General features: G+C 56.1%; 13 protein-coding genes. 3 read left to right on the top strand and 10 right to left on the bottom strand.

Annotated elements, in window-relative coordinates:
• Window positions 1–1124 precede the first annotated feature (1124 nt).
• From MWU39_RS11415 to MWU39_RS11390, 6 genes are all read right to left on the bottom strand, one after another.
• Complete coding sequence (locus MWU39_RS11415) at window positions 1125–2561, bottom strand: DUF2235 domain-containing protein (RefSeq protein WP_247160158.1); 1437 nt, start codon at window positions 2559–2561, stop codon at window positions 1125–1127.
• Between the two features lie 453 nt (window positions 2562–3014).
• Window positions 3015–3590, bottom strand: coding sequence for a PIN domain-containing protein (locus MWU39_RS11410; RefSeq protein WP_247160156.1), 576 nt, complete (start codon window positions 3588–3590; stop codon window positions 3015–3017).
• Between the two features lie 3 nt (window positions 3591–3593).
• A complete protein-coding gene (locus MWU39_RS11405) occupies window positions 3594–4079 on the bottom strand; it encodes an excisionase family DNA-binding protein (RefSeq protein WP_247160155.1) in 486 nt (161 codons plus the stop codon).
• Window positions 4080–4307: 228 nt separating this feature from the next.
• Entirely contained in the window at window positions 4308–4940 is a 633-nt protein-coding gene (locus MWU39_RS11400) for a tyrosine-type recombinase/integrase (RefSeq protein WP_247160153.1), read from the bottom strand.
• Between the two features lie 135 nt (window positions 4941–5075).
• A complete protein-coding gene (locus tag MWU39_RS11395; protein WP_247160152.1) occupies window positions 5076–6239 on the bottom strand; it encodes a site-specific integrase in 1164 nt (387 codons plus the stop codon).
• Between the two features lie 883 nt (window positions 6240–7122).
• Window positions 7123–8862: an alpha/beta hydrolase gene (locus tag MWU39_RS11390; RefSeq protein WP_247160151.1), complete on the bottom strand. Its 1740-nt coding sequence runs from the start codon at window positions 8860–8862 to the stop codon at window positions 7123–7125.
• Between the two features lie 110 nt (window positions 8863–8972).
• On the opposite strand from MWU39_RS11390, the gene MWU39_RS11385 reads away from it, so the two are divergent.
• A complete protein-coding gene (locus MWU39_RS11385) occupies window positions 8973–11699 on the top strand; it encodes a YadA-like family protein (protein WP_247160149.1) in 2727 nt (908 codons plus the stop codon).
• A gap of 153 nt (window positions 11700–11852) precedes the next feature.
• On the opposite strand, the gene MWU39_RS11380 is transcribed toward MWU39_RS11385, so the two are convergent.
• Genes MWU39_RS11380 through MWU39_RS11365 form a run of 4 tightly spaced genes read right to left on the bottom strand, consistent with a single transcriptional unit; the run spans window position 11853 to window position 16113 of the window.
• Window positions 11853–12722, bottom strand: a complete 870-nt coding sequence (locus MWU39_RS11380; protein WP_247160148.1) for a PAN domain-containing protein — start codon at window positions 12720–12722, stop codon at window positions 11853–11855.
• A 23-nt stretch (window positions 12723–12745) separates the two neighbouring features.
• The gene (locus MWU39_RS11375; RefSeq protein WP_247160147.1) at window positions 12746–13213 is read right to left on the bottom strand and encodes a hypothetical protein; all 468 of its coding nucleotides are present in this window, start codon (window positions 13211–13213) and stop codon (window positions 12746–12748) included.
• 39 nt (window positions 13214–13252) lie between these two features.
• Window positions 13253–15007 carry a hypothetical protein gene (locus MWU39_RS11370; RefSeq protein ID WP_247160146.1) on the bottom strand — a complete coding sequence of 585 codons (1755 nt, stop codon included), beginning with the start codon at window positions 15005–15007 and terminating at the stop codon, window positions 13253–13255.
• Between the two features lie 53 nt (window positions 15008–15060).
• Window positions 15061–16113 (bottom strand): hypothetical protein, encoded by a 1053-nt coding sequence (locus tag MWU39_RS11365; protein ID WP_247160145.1) that lies wholly within the window; start codon window positions 16111–16113, stop codon window positions 15061–15063.
• Between the two features lie 212 nt (window positions 16114–16325).
• Between MWU39_RS11365 and MWU39_RS11360 the strand changes: the two genes are divergently transcribed.
• Both MWU39_RS11360 and MWU39_RS11355 read left to right on the top strand, forming a co-directional pair.
• Window positions 16326–18041 carry an alpha/beta fold hydrolase gene (locus MWU39_RS11360; RefSeq protein WP_247160144.1) on the top strand — a complete coding sequence of 572 codons (1716 nt, stop codon included), beginning with the start codon at window positions 16326–16328 and terminating at the stop codon, window positions 18039–18041.
• A gap of 268 nt (window positions 18042–18309) precedes the next feature.
• Window positions 18310–19209 carry an ABC transporter ATP-binding protein gene (locus MWU39_RS11355; RefSeq protein ID WP_247160142.1) on the top strand — a complete coding sequence of 300 codons (900 nt, stop codon included), beginning with the start codon at window positions 18310–18312 and terminating at the stop codon, window positions 19207–19209.
• The last annotated feature ends 4 nt before the right edge of the window (window positions 19210–19213 follow it).

Below are 19213 nucleotides of genomic sequence, written 5' to 3'. Positions count from 1 at the left end.
TCGCGGCTTTGCCGCGGCTGGCGCATTCGTTTGGTTTGATACGTTTGGGGGTGCGCCCAACGATTTCCGCTACCAAATGGGGTGAGGTCACAGTGGAAACCCGAGTCCGAAAGGCAGAGCGGGGACCTCCGGAATGGCACATAGTTTCGTAAGCAGCTGCTAAGTGTGTGGGCCGGTGCCGGCATCACTCGCGCCCGAATGCGACGGCCGGCTCCGAGGAGCAACTGATACGCACTAGGGGAGGACCAACCCGGCCAGTTGGCGGGGGTTGGTCGTCCTATGCCCTCCGCTCTGACCTCACCAAGGATCATCAGGCAGATAGAGCAAGTTCAAACCGTTGCTTAGGAAGGCCTGTGACGCGGGAGCCATCCAACTAGCGGAGCGGCGCAGGCCTTCCAAGGCGCATCGATCATAAGAATAGAGACACTCCGGTTCCGCGCATGCGCATGCATGCGCGCCCTCTCGGCACTCTCAACACTCATGGGGAGGGGGGAGGTCAAAACCTTAGGCCTTCTCAATTGGACACCGGCGGGGTGCGAAAAAACTTGCATGGTTGAAATTCCTAGGGGGGGGTAAGCGTACCTGGGCATGCGAGATGATACGCAACAATTCGCTGTAGTGCGTAAGTCTTAGCTGTGAGAGTTCTGGCTGGCCTTGGGCCGAGAGCGGACTGTCGGCTTTTTGAAGAAATGCTCAGAGAACAGAAGGAGTTTTCTCCGGGCAGAATCCACCTCCTCATATTCAATCATTCTGTCAGTGCGGATCGTCAAAGTGGGGAATTCCCGCAGTTCTTCCTGGCTGCCATATCGGACAGGATTTGAGCTTGTGGTCTCTGTTTTCGGAGGGAAGCGCTCTATCCAGCTGAGCTGCCAAACTACCGTATTACAATCAGTTAATCACTCACTCCATTTGATTACCTAGTGGCAAGCGGCACCGTTCCCAATCCTGCTGCTTCAAAATTACTACGACTCCGACGAGCCCCTTTTGACGATTTTTCAGGTTCTCTTCGTTGGGCCAGTACTCTCACGATCCTACCCCGCGGATTGAACCCCAAATCGTTTGTACCTCCTAGAATGGAACCAGCGAGGATTGAGGCGCCAACGGCTGCACCACGGTGGGGCTCTTTAGCTTTGATCGTCGGGGCAATAAAACGCTGCGGCCTGAGGGTGCTTTGCCAATTGTGGTGGACGATATGAAGCTGTGCAATTCGGATGCGGGGCAGTTGTTGCCTCGAGGCGATTCAACACAGAAGGATGAAGGCGGAATTGCTCTTCCACCTCTCGCGGGGCAACTTTCCAAGGGATATTGATCGGTCCGAATTGAAGCATAGACGCTTCCTCGTGCTGAAGGCCGAGAGGGTCGGGGTTCCTTACCAGTTGGCCTTCGTTGATCTGAATGTCAGGTACGCAGGCCTTCAGCTCCTCCACCATCCAGCCCAATGCAATGTCACTCAGCCGAGACTCGTCTTCTGCATAGCTTCCGCCAACATCGCTATGGCATCCCGCAAACCACACCTGGTCGAGCCAGCGCGGTTCCTTATCGGCGTTCTTCGCCACTTCGCTTTGTGAAGCCCACTTAACGCGTGGAAAATCAGCGCGATTTTCGTCGATCGAAAGTGCGTGACGCGCGAACCCCACATCGCCGTCAAGCCAGCGATCGTAGTTCTTCTTGTCCCAATATGCGCGATGTGTGTGCCTATAAAGAGCTGGCCAGTGCGTCGGGTTCCACCATTTCAACGGGTGGTCAGGATTAGGCTCGTAAAATCGAATCTGAGATAGGAATGTGCGAATGTAGAAGACCGCTGTGCCCACAACACCGCCGACCAGAATAGCTTTCGTCAGTGTAGCCCAATCCCAAAAGAATGCTGCGGCCGCAGCCATGAGCAAACTCCAGAAGGTCACTCGAAAGATCCAGGTTACCGCCGAATTTTGGAGTGCGGCCACCGTATCGAAGACTCCGATGAAGTGCGGCTGGACGTTGCCTTGCACATCCTCGCCATGCTCTGGCTGGCTACCGTATTTGGCGCGGAAGCGCTTTCCTTTGGTTTCGCGTTCCGGCATGTACTGCTCGTGGCCCCGAGGTTTTCCGGTCCCGTGGCTGTAAACTTCATTTACTGCCTCGCGAGCGATCGCGCGCAGCATCGGACCAGACTTTGGTAGAGGCAAGCCGTCTGGCAATTGTGTTGGTATACCGCACAGGTTCATCACGTTTGCCAATGCACGAACGGTGTAAGCACCGCGTGAGAAGCCGATTAGGATGATCCGATCACCACTTTTGTAGTGTGAGAGTATCTTTGCATAACAGTCGATCATGTTTTCTTCGATTCCGACCCCGACTGCCTGCTCAAGAATCCTCTGCACTCGGCCCCACGTTGAGCCGGACTGTTCGCCTGCGCCCAAGCCTGGGTCGTAATATGCGACTTGCCTTGAGGTAGGGATCGGTGAGGAAGGGCCGGGCCGCATCGCACGGTACATCTTGTACACGTTCGATAGCTTTTGATCCGGGCGCATTCCTCCGATTTGGCCGGTGCCGTCGGCGAAGATCAGAATGTTTTTTGTCATGCTATTTCCGTGCCTTATTGCCAAGACCACCAGGGTAACTCCTGATGTCTTTGATTATTGACATTACAATATTGGTCGAATGGGGAGACGTGACGTTGGATTTGGACGCGCCTCGCCCATTCTAATGCTCCAGGATCAGTTGCCCCGTTCGGGGTGCTTGATCCGTTCACGCTCAGTCGTGCTCGGATGACGGTTCGCATACCGCTCGGTTACGAAGCGCCCCGTGCGCGAACTGCGATGGGAGGTTTGGGTTGGTACTTTGGCCTTTGCCATTACTGCTTCCACTTCTTAGTTGGCGGATGTTGATCCGCTGATGGAGCAGCCCTCATTTGCGCTTAACCAAAGCCGTGCTAATACCACGGTGCTGCCTTTGATGTAGAGCGTCCCGCACAGGGGCTGCGATCTGCACGAGGATTAGTAGGGGGGCATGGCCTGCACGCCGTGCCCCCCGAATTATAGTAGCTCCTTATGTTTGCTCAGCCGCTGGTGAGCTTGGATGAGACCGGCGGCCTCATATCTTTCAAGAAATTGTTCTACCGTGGGTTTGGATTTCGTCATTGCTTGCCTATGGCGCCTGCACGCGCCAAGGGCCTTGTCCTGATCCAAGTCTATGATATTTACAATAAATGTGTCTGGATGTACCGCTTCTAGACCATACTTGTCTAAGGTTGCTTGCGGAAAGTCTTTGAGGTTCGCTGTGACGATTCCATTGCATCGCCCAACAATTGCGGCGGCCAGAACGTGACGATCATTGGGGTCATGTAGTTCAAGGCCATCGATGAAGCTCTGATAGTTGGTTACTTCAGCATCAGGGAATTGTCTTGTGAAGATCGATTGAAGCTCCAGGAGCTTATCTTCGTCCAAGTCCTTGTGACGGCGAAGCACGCTCCGCCGCCACTCAGCTAGTATGTCTTTGGACCAAACTGGTCTCAGGAGGCGCTCGTCCGCAAACCAAAGAAGTGCCCCCCGCAGGAACGCAGGATGCAAAACATTTGTGTCCAGGAGTGCAGAATAGCGCCCCACTAGCATCGGTCAGCTCTCTTCCCCGACGCGTTCGTCGTCTATGAGGCCTAGTTCTTCGTCCAACTCGGCCATCTTCGTGAGAGCCGCGCGCCGCTCTGCCACAATCTTGTCCCGATAATTCAGAACATCTTTGCCGAGCAGTTTTCTGTGCGTGCCAACCATTCGGTATGGCAGTTGCTCTTCCTTCAGGAGCTTCACCAAGTGTGGGCGAGAGACATTCAATAGGTCTGCTGCCTGTTGTGTCGTAAGCTCAGCGCTCACCGGCACCACCGCAACTGCATTACCATTACCCATCTCGACCAGCATCGTGATGATGGTTCGAAATATGTTGGCAGGAATTGTGATTGGTTCGGTAATGTCCTCCGATTCAGGCTTGAAACTAATCGCCTTACTTTGATCCAGCTTGGAAAATGCGCGAGCAGCCACACGCGCAGCGTCAATGTCTTCGGCGCTAGGCTGGTCCAGTTCACTCATGTCTACAGCTAATGCTGCCATGGCAGTTCTCCTCACGGTGTTTGGGTCTATATAACTCACAGTCGAAATAAGTGCAATAGACGAAATAAACGAAACAACCCTTAACGGATTCCAACATCGCTCTATACTCCATCGATGTACCGGTCGACGCTGGCCCTTCCTATCTCTAGGTGACAGGCAATCTCTGCGGGTCGCATTCCCTCCCAGGAGTGGACGCCAGCCCGCTCGAAGCTGGCGCCCACCATTCGGTCAGATCTCTGTTTTTTCCGCAAGCGTCAGAGCGTCTTCTATGTCGACGCCTAAGTATCGAACCGTATTCTCGATCTTGGAATGACCGAGGAGAATTTGGATTGCCCGGACGTTGCCTGTGGCTTTGTAGATGATTGAAGCCTTGGTTCGGCGAAGCGAATGTGTCCCGTATTCTTCGGGTCGTAGGCCAATCGCCTCAACCCACTCATCGACAAGCCGAGCGTATTGTCGTGTGCTCAAGTGACGGGTTTGATCAACTCGGCTCGGGAAGACGAAGTCCTCGACGTCACCTCCTCTAAGCTCCAGCCAGGCGAACAGGCTTGCACGCGCGTCTGACGCAATCTCAAACTGAACTGGCCGACCTGTCTTGCGCTGGCTAATTGTTGCTCGCGTTCTGATCTCTGGCCCACTTACCAAGTCGCCGATTTTCAGCTCAACCAGATCACAGCCTCGCAGCTTGCTATCGATAGCCAAGTCAAACAGCGCGCGATCTCGAATGCGCTCCTCCCGATCTAGGAAGAAACGGATGGCCCAAATCTGTTTTTGATTGAAGGGCCGTTTGGGGCCTATCTTCGCTCCAAAGTTCCATGGCACCCTGTTCTGCGCAGCGGGATCGAAGTGTGAGTAGGTCATTGTTATTCTCCTTGGCCGGAATGGCCTCAGAGAATGTCCGCTTTCGGGAACTAAGATTTGGAATGGCTACGTCTTAAACTGGGGCGCAAAGCGGACGGCCCAGCGGTCTCGGAAGAGAATAGGGACCAATGGGCTCTAAACCTGCTTTTTCAGTTGTTCATTGATAATTGCCGACACATCATTTGCAGCCTGCAAGACTGGCTGGTTGGCAAGATGCGCGTAGCGTGCTGTTGTCTGGACTTGGGTGTGCCCAAGAAGCTTGCCGATCATTTGCAGGCTTTGACCGTTACTCACCGCGACCGATGCGAATGTGTGGCGAAGGTCATGGATACGGGCATTCTTGAGCCCCGCACGACCCCGTAGTCGCTGCCAGAACGGCTGGAGATCCGTAAGATGGGCACCAGGGTTGCGACCAGCGATAACGAACTCGTTGTTCTCAAGTCTCTCAATGGACTGCAGGACGTCGAGTGCCGCTGATCCAAGATGAACGACTTTCGCCCCAGTCTTAGAGTCCGGTAAGCGTAAGGCATGCTCTGCCATATCCACGTGCTCCCACCGAAGCGTCAAGATTTCGCCTAGCCGACAGCCTGTGAAGAGCAAAAGGCGGACGGCGGCAATCGCTGACGGCAGCTCGATCCGCTCCTCTTCCATCTCTCCAAGCACCCGACCAATGGCTTGCAGCTCTGCTGCTGAGAAGTAGCGCTCGCGTTTCTTTTCTGGATACTTCTTGATGTGTTTGCGCGGATTGGTTCCATCAGGCCGAAGGCCCCAAAGCTCAGCGAGGTTGAACATTTTAGAGATGATCTCGATGTTCCGGTTTGCTTGGTAGGGCCGGTGACGCCAGTCGTGATGATACTTGGCTATGTCTGCACGCGTCACATCGATCACGCGAAGGCGCCCGATTGCCGGGAGAATGAACAAGTCTAAGTTGCGCCGATATTCCTTCGCTGTGCTTGCTTTCAGTCGAACTGCAATATGTTCTTCATCGAACCGCAGGGCGAGCTCGTGGACGGTCACAGCTTGCCTGCGCTCCTGCTTTTCACGCTGCGGATCTACATCTTGTCTGATCTTCACCAAGGCTTCCAACGCCAATCCGCGCGCCTGGTCAGGTGTTACTGCGCCGAACCGACCAAGGCTCATTCTTCGTGAGATCTTTCCGTATCGATACTGCAAGACGAATTGCTTGCGTCCAGTTGGAAAGACACGGATACCTAGCCCCGAGAGCTCAGTGTCCCAGACGAAGTAGTCCTTCTCGGTTGGTTCAAGCGCATCGATTTGACGCTTCGTAAGTTTTGCCATTTTGACCTCCTGTTACCAGTGCCGATTTCGAGGTCCGATCCGGAAGCAAATAGGAAGCAGGCAGGAGCGAACCGTAGCGAAACCGTGCGTAGACACACAGTCGCAAGTCGCGCTCACAGTCAACGTAACACGCTGAAAATAAGGGATTAAGAGTAGGCCTGCGCGTTCAGGCGTAGACGCAGGGGATAGCCCTCATAACCTGAAGGTCGTTGGTTCAAATCCAACTCCCGCAACCACCGTCGCATTGAATTCATTCAAAAAGGCCTCGCTGTTACCAGCGGGGCCTTTTTGAATTTGAGCTGGAAGCATATAGGAAGCAAGCGGTGCGCGGTATTTTGTGCGATGTCCGATTTGCGCCCCAATCCGAGACTTAGCCATCCCAGATTTAGCTGCTGAAAGCGGACATCCCTTGCGGTCATTCCTGCCTGGTAGAATGATATTGACTCACTCACACTTTGACCCTGCTGCTCATAGCCGAGTGCCTTGGAGCTTCGGAGCAAAGGTCGTCCCAAGCGGCCACTAAATCAGGATCAAATTTGGGCCGTCCGTTTCTTCCTCGTTCGTGAATGACCTATTCGAGATCGTCGGTTCTTCGATCTGACGATCGACAGCAAACTAAGAGGGTGCAACCTCGTCGAGCTGAAGATTGGCGACTTAGTCAGCGGTTCTGATATTCGAAAGCGTGCAGCAATCACGTAGCGCAAGATCGGGAGGTCGGTTCAACTTGAAATCGCTGCAGAAGCGCGTGACAGCTTGTTTGTGTGCCTCGAACTCCGAGGTCGACCATTCGCGACGTTAGAGCACGTGCCAGTGTGCACGCCTAGGTTGAAGCAATTGCTCTTCGGTTCGGAGGCTTCCTAGCAGATAGACGACAGTGGTTCGTTCAACTGCGGCGGGTTGGATCGTGCATCGCGAGCGTGCTTGCTGGGTCTTCGTTCACCATCTCGCTGACGCGCTCGACAAACAGCTCTGGCAACTGATACGGCAGCAGCTCACCAGCGCCCGGAACAACCTCGACCGAAATCAACGAATTGAGCCCACGGATATGAGCAAGGTCGCTATCATCAATTGATCCGATTTGCCCTGGCACGAGCCAGTGGATCGGAACCTGAAGCTTGCTCACCCATTCCGAAATCGGACTTTTTGCGCACATTTCCTGCTCGCGTTTGAACGCCATATAGCCCTGCGCGACAACATGCCGGATTGCGGCGCGCAAAAGCGGCTTGATCTCGGGATGTGCAATCGTCTCGCCATCCACGCCGGAATCGTTGTAACCACGTGTCAGGTAGAAGTCGGGTCCGCGCTGCTTGACCATCCGGTATCCTAACCTGCAGACGACATCGAATGCAGCGGGCGCTTCCAGCGCAAGCTTGAAGAAGGTGTGCTGCATCCACGGAAGGCTTTCCCGACGATTTGGCGATATGCTCCACGGAAGACTTACACATAGTAGTGAGGACACCAGGTCGGGCCGTGTCAGCGCGAGATAGATCAGATAGAATTGCCCACCGCGGCTAGTGATCGCCGGAATCGAGTTCAGATTCAGCGCTTCGCACAATTCTTCGATTGCGTCGCATCCATCGACAAGCTGGTCATGATGCGTAACCGGATCAGTGTTGCCATGCCCTGGAAGCGAGGGCGAGATGAGCTTTATCTCGCGCTCCTCAAGCTCGCGGCACATGGCCTCGGGCAGGAACGAAAACGATGTTTGACCCGCAACGAACAATATCGGGCGTCCGTTTTCTGCCCCCATCCAGCTATACGCAAGTTTGCGGCCATCGCGCCGCGTGAGCAGCTTCTCACGACCGAGCGGATCTGACCAGGTAAGATCGGTGCGCTCCTGTTGAAAGGCGGCGCGCGCGCACAGCAACGCGAACAGCCGGATTAGCTCAGCTTTGGAATGGACCTCTGCCTTGCCCAGAATGCGTTTCACCTGCGTGCGCAAAGTCTCAAGGGTTACTCCTCGCTGATCAGCGACCGACCGCAAATCCCGATGGACGAACAGCAGGCGGCTTATATCCGCTTCGGCCTGAGTGAACGCAAAGACCTTTTTGAGCGCCTTCGTCACCCCCGGCAGCCATTCGAGCTCTAAGGAGCGTACCACGGTAAAGGGTGACACGGCCTCTGAGGATTTGAGCTGATAGACTTCGGCCAGCGAACCTTCACTGTCGCCTACGATTGTTCGGATAATTGCGTAATCGACATTGCCTTTCCCCAGTCCGCTCTCGCGGACCGCGCGGAAATCGGCCAATGAATCATCGCGAACCCAGTCAGTCCCAGCTCTAAGGCCGTGCTGTATCCCGAAGTATTCTGATGCGCCTTCATTGAGTGCGGTGACAAGGCCATCAGGAGAGAGAACCATTGCCGGTGCGGGAGTTTGTGAGACTGCGGCCTCGAGAGGGTCCTCAATCCGAACTGCCGCCCGATCTTCGAGCAAGAGCTCTTCGATTGAGGCGAGCTGGCGTCTAAGCACGCCATCGATCATCGGAACGCGAGGCTCATTGCGCGTCGCTGAAAACTTGCGCTCCCAAGCATTCATCATCGAATCGTAAGCCTCGACGTCGCTGAGCGAACGCCAGGAGGCCGAGACGATTTCAAGATCGAGTTCGCGTTCGGTGTCAGCCATCGCTTGCGAGATATAGCACCATGCAAAGCCCCGCATACCCCAGCTGGGATATGACAGAAAACGCGGCTCTCGCCATCCATCCTTCCGAAAGAACGCCAGGAGGAAAAAGCATGCGTAGCGTCACAAAGCCCGATCAATTTCGTCATTCACTGTTGGTTGGAGCAGCCGCATTGACCTGCGGCGCGGCGCTGACATCCTCCCCAGTGCAAGCGGAGGACTGCCTGCTGGATCGCGACAATAATGGTGTCGTTGATGCGGGAACCGACGACGACGGAAACGCGAATTCTAACGATGGCAATGGACGACTCGCTTGCGGCTTCAACGCCGAAGCCGAAGCGGATTTCACAACAGCGCTGGGTGCCGAAAGCGATGCCAAATCGATCGCTGCTGTGGCGCTGGGCTACGCGGCAAATGCCAATGGTGAACACTCGGTTTCAATCGGATTCTCCGCCGACGCTACCGGGCAGGGCAGCATAGCAATCGGCGGCGACGGAGCCGACACAGGCGGCAACGGTGCACAATCCACTGCCGATAGTGCGATTGCGATTGGCAGCGACTCTTTCTCGAGCGGATTGGCCGCAGTGGTTGTGGGTTCAAGCGCTGGCGCCTCTGAATCAAATGGCGTGGCTATTGGCAACGCAGCATCATCGACTGGGGCCGGCGGTATTGCGATAGGCGGCGATGGTGACGCCAGCACTGTGGGAGCACAAGCGGCTGCGAGTGCAGTTGCAATCGGGCAGGACGCGGCTGCCACGACGGGCGCGCTTGCGATTGGCAGCGATGCTTTCGCGACAGGAACATCAGCTTTGGCACTTGGTCAACTGGCATCGGCGACAAGTCTCAACTCGCTTGCCTTCGGCGCTTCGAGCGATGCCACCGCGGACGGAGCGATCGCCATAGGAGGCGATGGCAGTGATACCGGCGCAGATGGCGCGCAGGCGACCGGCCTCGCTTCGGTCGCTCTTGGAAGCGATACGACTTCTGCTGGAGTTCGCAGCGTGGCCATCGGGGACCGCGCCGAAACCGCCGTCGGATTTGGAACAGCCGTTGGGGCCTTGTCCGATGCGACCGGGGGCGACTCATCGGCCTTCGGTTACAATGCGCTCGCACCAGGCTTGGCCGCCACTTCGCTGGGTACATTCTCCTCCGCCTTAGGGGATCGTACGACGGCTGTCGGCGCCGCTGCGCGCGCTGTATTAGGCAACGAGGCTACGGCTGTGGGCTGGTCTGCAGATGCTTTAGCGGAACAGTCGATCGCACTTGGCGCCGCCTCCGATGCAACCAACATAGGTGCGATTGCGATCGGAGCTGACGGGCAAGACAGCGACTACGCAGGGGCTCAGGCAACGGGCGCCCGCGCCGTAGCCATCGGCGCCGATGCTAATGCTGCGGGCGGGAATTCGGTCGTGATCGGGCACTTGGCCACGTCAGCGTTCAGCAACACCTTGGCGGTCGGTGCGTCCGCGGAAACGAGGGGCAGCGGGGCCACTGCGGTCGGATGGAACTCCTTGGGGGAAGGCGTGGAATCCACCGCCCTTGGCAAGGAAGCTTTTGCGTTAGGCAACAACGCGATTGCCCTTGGCTCCAATAGCCGAGCAGATGAAGAGAGCTCAATCGCCATAGGCAGGCGCACCACTGCTTCCAGCATTGGCGCTATCGCGATTGGCGGGGACGGTCCGATTGATGCCGATGATGAGGGTTCTGAAGCGACTGGCGATTACTCGACAGCCATCGGTCCGGATGCAAAGGCCACTGGCCCGCTTGCCTACGCGCTTGGAGCAATCTCCAGTGCTAGCGGTGTCAACTCAACTGCGCTCGGTTCGTTTGCAAACGCTGGTGGTGGATCATCTCTAGCGCTCGGGTCCGGAGCCAATGCTGCAGCAGACTTCTCCTCGGCCATCGGGACGGGTTCAGCAGCATCGCACGCCGCTTCCTTTGCGCTGGGCGCTGGCGCCGCAACCACACGCATCAACCAGATCGTGCTAGGTCAGGACGGCAGCGGCTTTGGTGCCACTGGCCCAGTGACTGTTACAATACCGGGCCTGCCGACATCGGCTTCCAACGCTGCGCAATCGGGCTCGCTATTTTATGTCACAGTTGATGGTGATGGGAACCTGGGATTTGCCGACATGTCGGGCGCAACATCTTCGTCCGCTGGCCAACAGATCAGCGTCCCTGCGGCTTCTAACGCGTCTGCATCGGCTGCATCCATTCAGCCGTCGGCTCCAGATGTCGCAATTGCACCGCAGTCGCCTTCTTCCGAGACTCAGGTCACACCAACCTCGGTTGATGGTGGGCCTGCGGGCGTGCCGGGCGAAGGGGTGATGACGGCTGATGCAGCCCGCACCACGATGGAGCGTCCCGCGCAAGTTGCGATGCTTGACGAGAACCAGGACATCCCCGCACCGCCGGAGAACGCAGACATCGATGCAGGCAGGCGTCGCGTCGCGACTTCGGCCTATTCGCGGAGCGTCGAGCTAAGTCCAGCGGTGGTTCCCTCGATCGCGCAGGTCACGCAGACCCAATTCGACCAACTGTCGAACCGCGTCGGCGCAGTCGAGGGGCGGCTTGACCTTGTCGAAGGTGAGCTTGCGATCATGAATGAAGAAATCGCCAGTTCCACCGCAGTGGCCGTAGCGATGGGAGGCACAACCTTCCTCCCCGAGCAAAGCTTCTCGCTCAGCGCCAACATCGGTACCTATGACGGCGCGCATGCGGGCTCGTTCAATATCGGCGCGCTGGTGAGCGAGAATGTTGCGGTCAACGCCGGGGTTGCCACCGGTTTCAACAAACGCGGCAAGACAGCTGGACGCGTCGGTGTAAGCATCGGATTCTGAAACTGGCAGGTTTTTCACACCTGCCGGGCTTGGTCAGATCGCACGCCGGATCAACGAACAGCTGAGCCATTCTCAATCGCATGATCCTAAACCGCAAAAGGACGCAGCTTGCGCCGCGCCCTTTCTGGTCAAACCTATCTGACGGCCAAAGCGTTATTCGGGTTGCAGCATTTCCCCTGGAAACTGCTCGTCATCATCGCCCTTCTCGACCCCTTGATCATCCGGCGAAAGCATTTCGCCGGGGAACTTTGCATCATCATCGTCCGACAATGCGCCATCGTTCGAGTTCTGATCAGGGATAGTGATTGTCTGACCTTTGGGCCGCTCGATCACAGGCTTGGGGCGCGGCTCAAACGTCGCACGCGGTTTTGGCGTCGTGTTTGACCGATCTGGTAACCGCGATGCCCGTGGCACGCTCATCCTGCTTTTGCTGCCGGAGAGAATGCCCGGCACCGTTTTCAGGCTCAAACTCCCACCCTTTGTGTGCAATGTGCATTGCGCCGGAGCGGATTTGGGAAACCGCGTAGCAGGCTTGAAGGTATAGCTCGAACACGTCCCATCGCGCCAGCACGCGTCAACACAGGCCATTGGATCTTCGTTCGCGATCTTGAAGGAGCCTTTCTCAACGGCGCCATCTATCGTTCGACCGGGATAACTATTGATACCGAGGTCATCGCGTAGAAAACTGAGCTTTGTGCCCGAGACAACCTTGGCATAACCATGATTGCGCCGCGCCTGCACAGGTATTGCCGCTAGCCGTAAGTAGCATAACGGTTTGCGATTAGACGATTCTTGGACGTAGCTATAGGCTTTGCAATTGCCGTCACCATCGCACGCCTTACGGCACGTTGTTTCGTCCTGCCCGCGATTGCTCATCGTGATGGTTTTGATGAGATTGCCTGGCCGGTATAAATCGCCTTCTTCGATATAGCCGTTTGATACGCTGCCAATGGTTTGCGCGACAACTGCGCCACCTAGGCCTAGGCCGATCAGGCTCAAGCAAATGAGTACAAGCTTACGCATGGTGTCCTCCTTTTTGAGGGTAATTATTGTTGCTTCGTGATTTGGATGTTGGTGCCGCCGCTCATCTGCGCTTGCGCGAACACGGTGCAGTTGCCTGCATCGCCGAGAGTTAGCTGGATTGCGGCAAGGCCCCGCGGCCCTGCGGCGGCGGCGCTGCTACCGCGAGCCTCGGCTGCTGCGATGTAGAATGCAGCGGCGACTTCGGGCGTTTGGCCAGTGGTGAAAGTTTCGCCTTCGCCAGCCATAGGCTGCGCAGAGCTGGCATCGGGCATTTGGGGCAACTCGCACGGCATATCGCCCGGTGCGGCCGCAGCCGCTTTCATCTCCTGCGACAGCTCAGCAGAAGCGCTTTCAACCCCTGCCGCCATATCGCTGGCATCGTTGACCATATTAGCGGCGGAAGGTTCTGAGCCGCCGCACGCGGCAAGGCTGGTTGCCAGCAGCGCGATGCAGGTAGGTTTCAGGTATCCGTGTAGCGTGAGAAAACGCATTCGTTTCTCTCCTTAAATGTGGAATTTGGCGACGCTGAATCAGCGGACCTGAACATCCGTGCGCAAGTAGAATGTGAGGTCGCGTTTGCCATTTGGCTCGGCAAATGCCGCCTCAGTCCGATAGCAAGGGATCTCGTCGTTCAGCTTTTCGGGGTCAATTTCGTACTTCGAGACGAAACGGTTCAACTCTGACCACTGCTTTTTGAAGTCTCTATGCCAACCATAGGGGGTAAAATCGATTTGGCTCCAATCAAAGTTCGCAGATTTTCTAGGCGTCAATCTTCTAGTTGCGTTGCGAATAGCCCCCCATTCAATCACACTTCCCGAGTAGCTGATCCGTATTTCGGTAAGAGGATCCGACCATGCGGCTTCAGGCAAGGGGAAGCCCGCTCGTCCAAGTCGAAAATTGGTATTCCTGTCGCAAAACATTTCGATTTGGCGCGGTGGCGATACGAACAAATCAATATCACCGCGCCCTTTGTCGTTGAACTTCACAGCATTTTCGCGTGTGCGATCAAATATCTTGGTGCTGCCGTTTGCAGGGAGGCGGATAGCTTTGCCATTTTGCAGCAGTGACGCTGAGGTGTTCACAAAACCACTAAATTCCAGAACCCTTTCTCGGTTTTTTCGGCCTTCAATATTGGCCCCAAACAAGGTAAGTTGCTGTGGCTCCTTTCCCATGCACTTTGCCACACATGGATCGACCAGTTGCGTCCCGCCAAAGCGCGCAACTTCGGTCTCGCCCCTGATCCACGGTTGGATCGCCGCGTCAATCTCCCTCGTGGGCCAAAGACCGTGAATGGCTGGGAATGGGCTCTTTTTTGCGAGCAGGTTGCGCCATTGTGCTTGCGCTTGGCTGACGCCGAGCAGACGTATTGGGTTGCTATGGAGCTTTGGGCCTGATCCGACCATGCCGGGCTGACCGGGTGCGCGGCCAACCCAAGCGCCGCTAGGCTTGCGATAGCCGATGGAAAAACGCGCTTGCATCGCGGTTGCCGGTTCGCCGCTGGTGCGAACTTCCATCAACCCCCAACGTCCCGTTGCAACGCCGCGTTTCGCCTCCATCCAGATGCCGTGCAGCTTGCGATTGCTGCCCGATTGAACACGGCCAATAAAGATCACATTATTGCGCCCAATCGACGTGCCAGTGACCACGCCATTGCGGTCCGGCGTGCTAAAGGCGAAGGCCTGATTCCGGCTTTCAAAGGGTCCGTATTGCGTGCCTTTAATCGTGATGTTCCAAGTGCCTTGAACCCCGGTGTCGACGGTGGCAGGTGCCTGTTGGACGGCAGCATTGGCGCTTTGGCTAGCGGGGGCCGCAACCGCAACGCTTGAGCCGCGCATATTCTCCACACCGTTGATCCAGTTGCGCACAGCAGAGCTTTGTTCATTCAGGAACGATTGCTTGGCCGCCTCTCGCGCCGCACCAGCAGATGTCTGCCGTGTCGCCGTGCCGTTCCATCGCATCGCCAATTGCGGATTGATGGGATAGCCATTGGCGATCTGGAAAACCCCGCCCCTAAACTTATTCGCCGCGGACAGTTTGAGTTCGATCGTATATTTGCGACCAGATTTCTTGTGCACACCGCGCAGAACTTTTTTGTCGGGGCTCAACACGCCTTGGATGATGTCGCCGGAAACCATCTGTCCCGTCACATAATCGCCAGATTGGATCAGCCCGGTCCGAGTGCCGTTGATCTCCCACGTGCCCTGCCATTGGGCAAAGGCGCTGGTGCTGGTCATCAATGCCGCGCCGATGGCGGCGGTTTTCAATAGTGTGCGTGCAAGTGTCATCGGATTTGCTCCGTTTCGTATGAGAGGTGAGAAATTGCGGAAGAGGGTGAGGCTCAAAACTCCTCGTTGCCCTCGTAATCGACCTCTGGCGGGTCGCAGCTGTCGTAATAATCGCTGCCCAGAACCCAGCGGCGCTGGCTGTCATCGATGGTGCTCCACATGTCGGCAAAGCCCATTTCATTGGCGCGAATATAGACATCCTCGCGCACTTCGAGGCTGGTGCGGGCACCGCGCCAGTTGATCTTGCTGGCAGTTGAAGGGACGCCGCTCTTGGTCCAGGTCCACGTCCCCTCGAAACCGTCTCCGTCGGTACGGAATTCGACAAAACCGTGATTGCGGCGCGGGCTGAAATATTGGAACGTGCCACGCATGGTGGCGCCGCCATCATGCACGCAGCCTTCGAAATAACCGCGCTTGGCATATTCGCCGAACACTCGCCGGCCATTCTGGATCAAACGCAATTCACCATAATTGGTGTCGAACGTACCGGTCCATTCATCACCCCGAATGCCTGTATCGGGATCGTAAGGCGCGTTCTCGCCGGCAAAGACTGGCTGCTGCGTTTGAAACACGCCGTCATTGACCCAGGCGAGACCCATGTTGGAGCCGCGCCAGAAATCGGCCCAATATTCGCTTTTCCCCACGGCATAGACAAGCGCGGGGTAATCGCCGTTTTTGAAACTACCGCTCCAATTGCCGCGCGTATGGGATACAGGGCCATCCTTCGCCCAACTCCATCCGCCGGTAAAGCTGTCACCACTGCGGATAAATTCGATATAGCCGCTGCGGCTTCGGCGGCTGTTATATTGGAATGTTCCGCGAAGCCGGTTACCATCTTGCGAAACGCGCCCTTCGAAATAGCCGCGATTGGCGTAATCGCCGTAAACCCGCTTGCCTTCCTGGACGAGGCGCAGTTCGCCGTGCTGGCTATCCCATGTGCCCGTCCAGTTGGCTTCTACCGCCTCTGCGGCTTCGGCCGGATTGACTAGCAGCACCGCAGCCAGAGCGAATATCGCGAATAGGATGTTTCTTGCTAGTTGATGGGTGGCGCACCTGTCATCTGATGGAAAGGTGTGCGAAGCAAATTCGCTCGGCGGGTGTGTCATCGGTCGGTTCTCCGTATCGGTCCCCACCACTGGTTTGAAGACCGGTAGTGGGGCAGTTCATCGTGACCGTATTCATCGACCCGAGCTTCAAATTGCGCATCACCACAATTGGGTATGGCGGTGCAATTTCCTGATCTGGAGCGTAATTATCCTTCGACTTTCAACGATCTGTCTGACTAGTTGATGGCCGAGTTCGATTAGGGATTTAAAGCATGAGCACCAACGACGAGGACCATGTCTTCGATGCGATCAAGCTGATCGAGAAGACTTACGCTGCGACGTTAGAGCCGGAGCAACTGGTGTCATTCGAGACTTTCTGGGAGTCGTATCTCGACACTTACCGCGCTGATCCGTCCGCCGAGCTGGATCAGCAGCAGATCGATACGCACATTATGCTCGCGCTCGATATTCTGAAGCGCGTCGACCACTCTGAGCCTTCGAGACTGACCGCGAAGAATCTTGTCGAAGGAGACCCCGGCGAAACGTTTATAATGAATGCAAAAGGCGCAATAGTCGCCGCTAATGACCGCGCTTGCGCTATGATTGATGATCGCGGTTCGGTGTTTGATCTGGAACTGGATACTGATGCGGTGCTTCGGCTGCAAAGCTGGATCAAAACGGGCAATTCTGCAACGTCGCGCGCGCCATTATTTGTCCATTCCCACCTGCTGGGCTCTGTTCGAAAGAACTGCCTGTTCGTCACACCCGTCGCGCTTGAGCAGGACGGTGACGAGCATTTTCTGGTCTCACGCATCAACACAAGCTTTGCACCAGAGGCGTTCTCCTCGATTCGGGAAACTTATGATCTCAGTTCTGCCGAAGCAGATGTCGCTAAGAAGCTGGCCGGCGGAATGTCCCCGGCCGAGGTAGCCGAAGACAGGGGCGCTTCAATCCATACGGTTAGGACGCAGATCAAGAATTTGCTTAAGAAAACCGATACGCGGAACATATCGGACTTGGTGGGGATTTTGTCGGGTATCTCTGCCCGCTTGGGCGGCGTCCGGCGAGATGGCCTTGGGTTACCCCAAGATGGAACTGAAGATGGCTCGCTTTTGAGAAAAGGCAGCATGACGCTGGCAGACGGCCGACGATTCGAGTTTTTCGAACAGGGCCATCCGAACGGCTTCCCTGTTATGTTCCTGCACTCGCTGATCACCGATGTTGGGCTATCGCGCAGCGCTGCGCGCCAAGCGGTTTTGGCTGGCCTTCGCTTCATCACTCCGATCCGCGCCGGTTACGGCAATTCAGATCCCAATCCGCAGCAAAATTTGGATGTCGCTCTCGACAACGCTGCTGCCGATCTGAAAAGCCTGTCCGAGCACTTGGGGATTGGTCCGTTTGTAATCGTCAGTGGATGGGCTGCTTGCTTCGCGCAACGTTTTGCCTTGCGACACCCTGAGCTTGTATCCGGGATGTTGCTGCTAAGGTGCGTGCCGCTATGGGATGATGGGTTCTTGGAAAGTATCCGACCGCGCTATCGTAACATAGTGAAATCCTCGATCCATTTGCCCAAAGTGGTGCCGTATCTCGCACGCTTGGGTAAAGTGCTGATGGATACCGGGCGCGAACTCACCTTTGCGCGGGGCATGAACCGTGAACGCCCGAGGGATATCAAATCTCTGGACGATCCGGAAATCATCGAAACCGTCTCACGAAGCTATCATTGCATCTCCCAGCAGGGTGTCGACACATTCGTGGCTGAGATGCGGACCATCCACCACGACTGGGCCGATGACGCCCGCAATTCAGTGGTGCCGACCACTGTGATTGTCGAAGATGACTTCATCGATTTCCCCGAGCGCGCATTTGATAGGTATTTGGAATTGGCAACTCAAACGCGGCTACGCAAAGTCAAGGATGCCGGAGAGTATCTATACCTGACGCACTTCGACATTGTGTTAGACGAGATCGCGCGTCTACGACCATGATGCCGCATCACCTGTTGGGCGCTGTCAGTCATCGAACACGAAGTGCATTTTGAGCAAAAGATACAGTAGGTAGTTATGCTTGGAATTGGGCCGGAAGCGGACTGTCTGGTCGTGATAGCCGACAGGCAGAAAGCTGCCATTGGCCATCCCTCCTAGGCGCAGCCGACAAAGGAGCTGTCTCTCAGACCAAGAGTCTATTCTGATCGACAGGGGTGCTTTACCGGCATACCACACCTTGCTACCCCTGAAGGTAACGGAGGGACTTCTCATGCTCGAACTTAAAAGCGTCACCCATGTCTACGCTAACGGCACACGTGCTCTGAACGATGTGTCGTTGACCATACCAAAGGGGATGTTCGGGCTGCTCGGCCCCAATGGCGCTGGCAAGAGTACTCTGATGCGGACAGTCGCAACCCTGCAGACCCCAACCGATGGCTCCATCACGTTCGGCGACATCGATATTTTGCGGAACCCCGATCATCTGCGCGAAACACTTGGCTATCTGCCACAGGATTTTGGTGTTTACCCGCGCGTCTCCGCTTATGACATGCTGGACCACATGGCCGTTCTTAAAGGCGTCGCCTCCTCCGCGGAACGCAAAGACACTGTCGAAACTCTTCTTGCACAAACAAATCTTTGGGATGTTCGCAAAAAAGCGATTGCTGGCTTTTCCGGCGGCATGCGTCAACGCTTTGGCATTGCGCAGGCATTGATCGGCAATCCTCAGCTTATCATTGTCGATGAACCAACAGCCGGGCTTGATCCCGAAGAACGCAACCGGTTTCTCAACCTGCTCGCAGAGATTGGCGAGAATGTTGTCGTGATCCTATCAACGCATATCGTCGAAGATGTCGCCGATCTTTGTCCCAATATGGCCGTCATCGTTCAGGGTGAAATCAAGCTTGAAGGCGCGCCAAAATCATTGATCGAAAAAGCGCGCGGCACCGTCTGGGCAAAGACTATCGAGCGCGCAGACTTGGTCGCTCTTCAGGAAAAATACGAAGTAATCTCGACCCGCCTATTCGCTGGCCAGACTATCGTTCATATCCTGTCAGACACAGATCCGAATGACGGATTTGAGAATGTCGATGGCGGGCTAGAGGATGTCTATTTCTCTACCCTTGCGCATTCACGCCGCGCGGCTCCTTCATCTGCCGCTGCAGCCTGAGGGG

The sequence above is a fragment of the Erythrobacter sp. F6033 genome (assembly GCF_023016005.1).
In the GTDB taxonomy this organism is placed as follows: domain Bacteria; phylum Pseudomonadota; class Alphaproteobacteria; order Sphingomonadales; family Sphingomonadaceae; genus Erythrobacter.
Note: the sequence above shows the minus strand (reverse complement) of the source record. Positions and strands in the feature narration are given on the sequence as shown.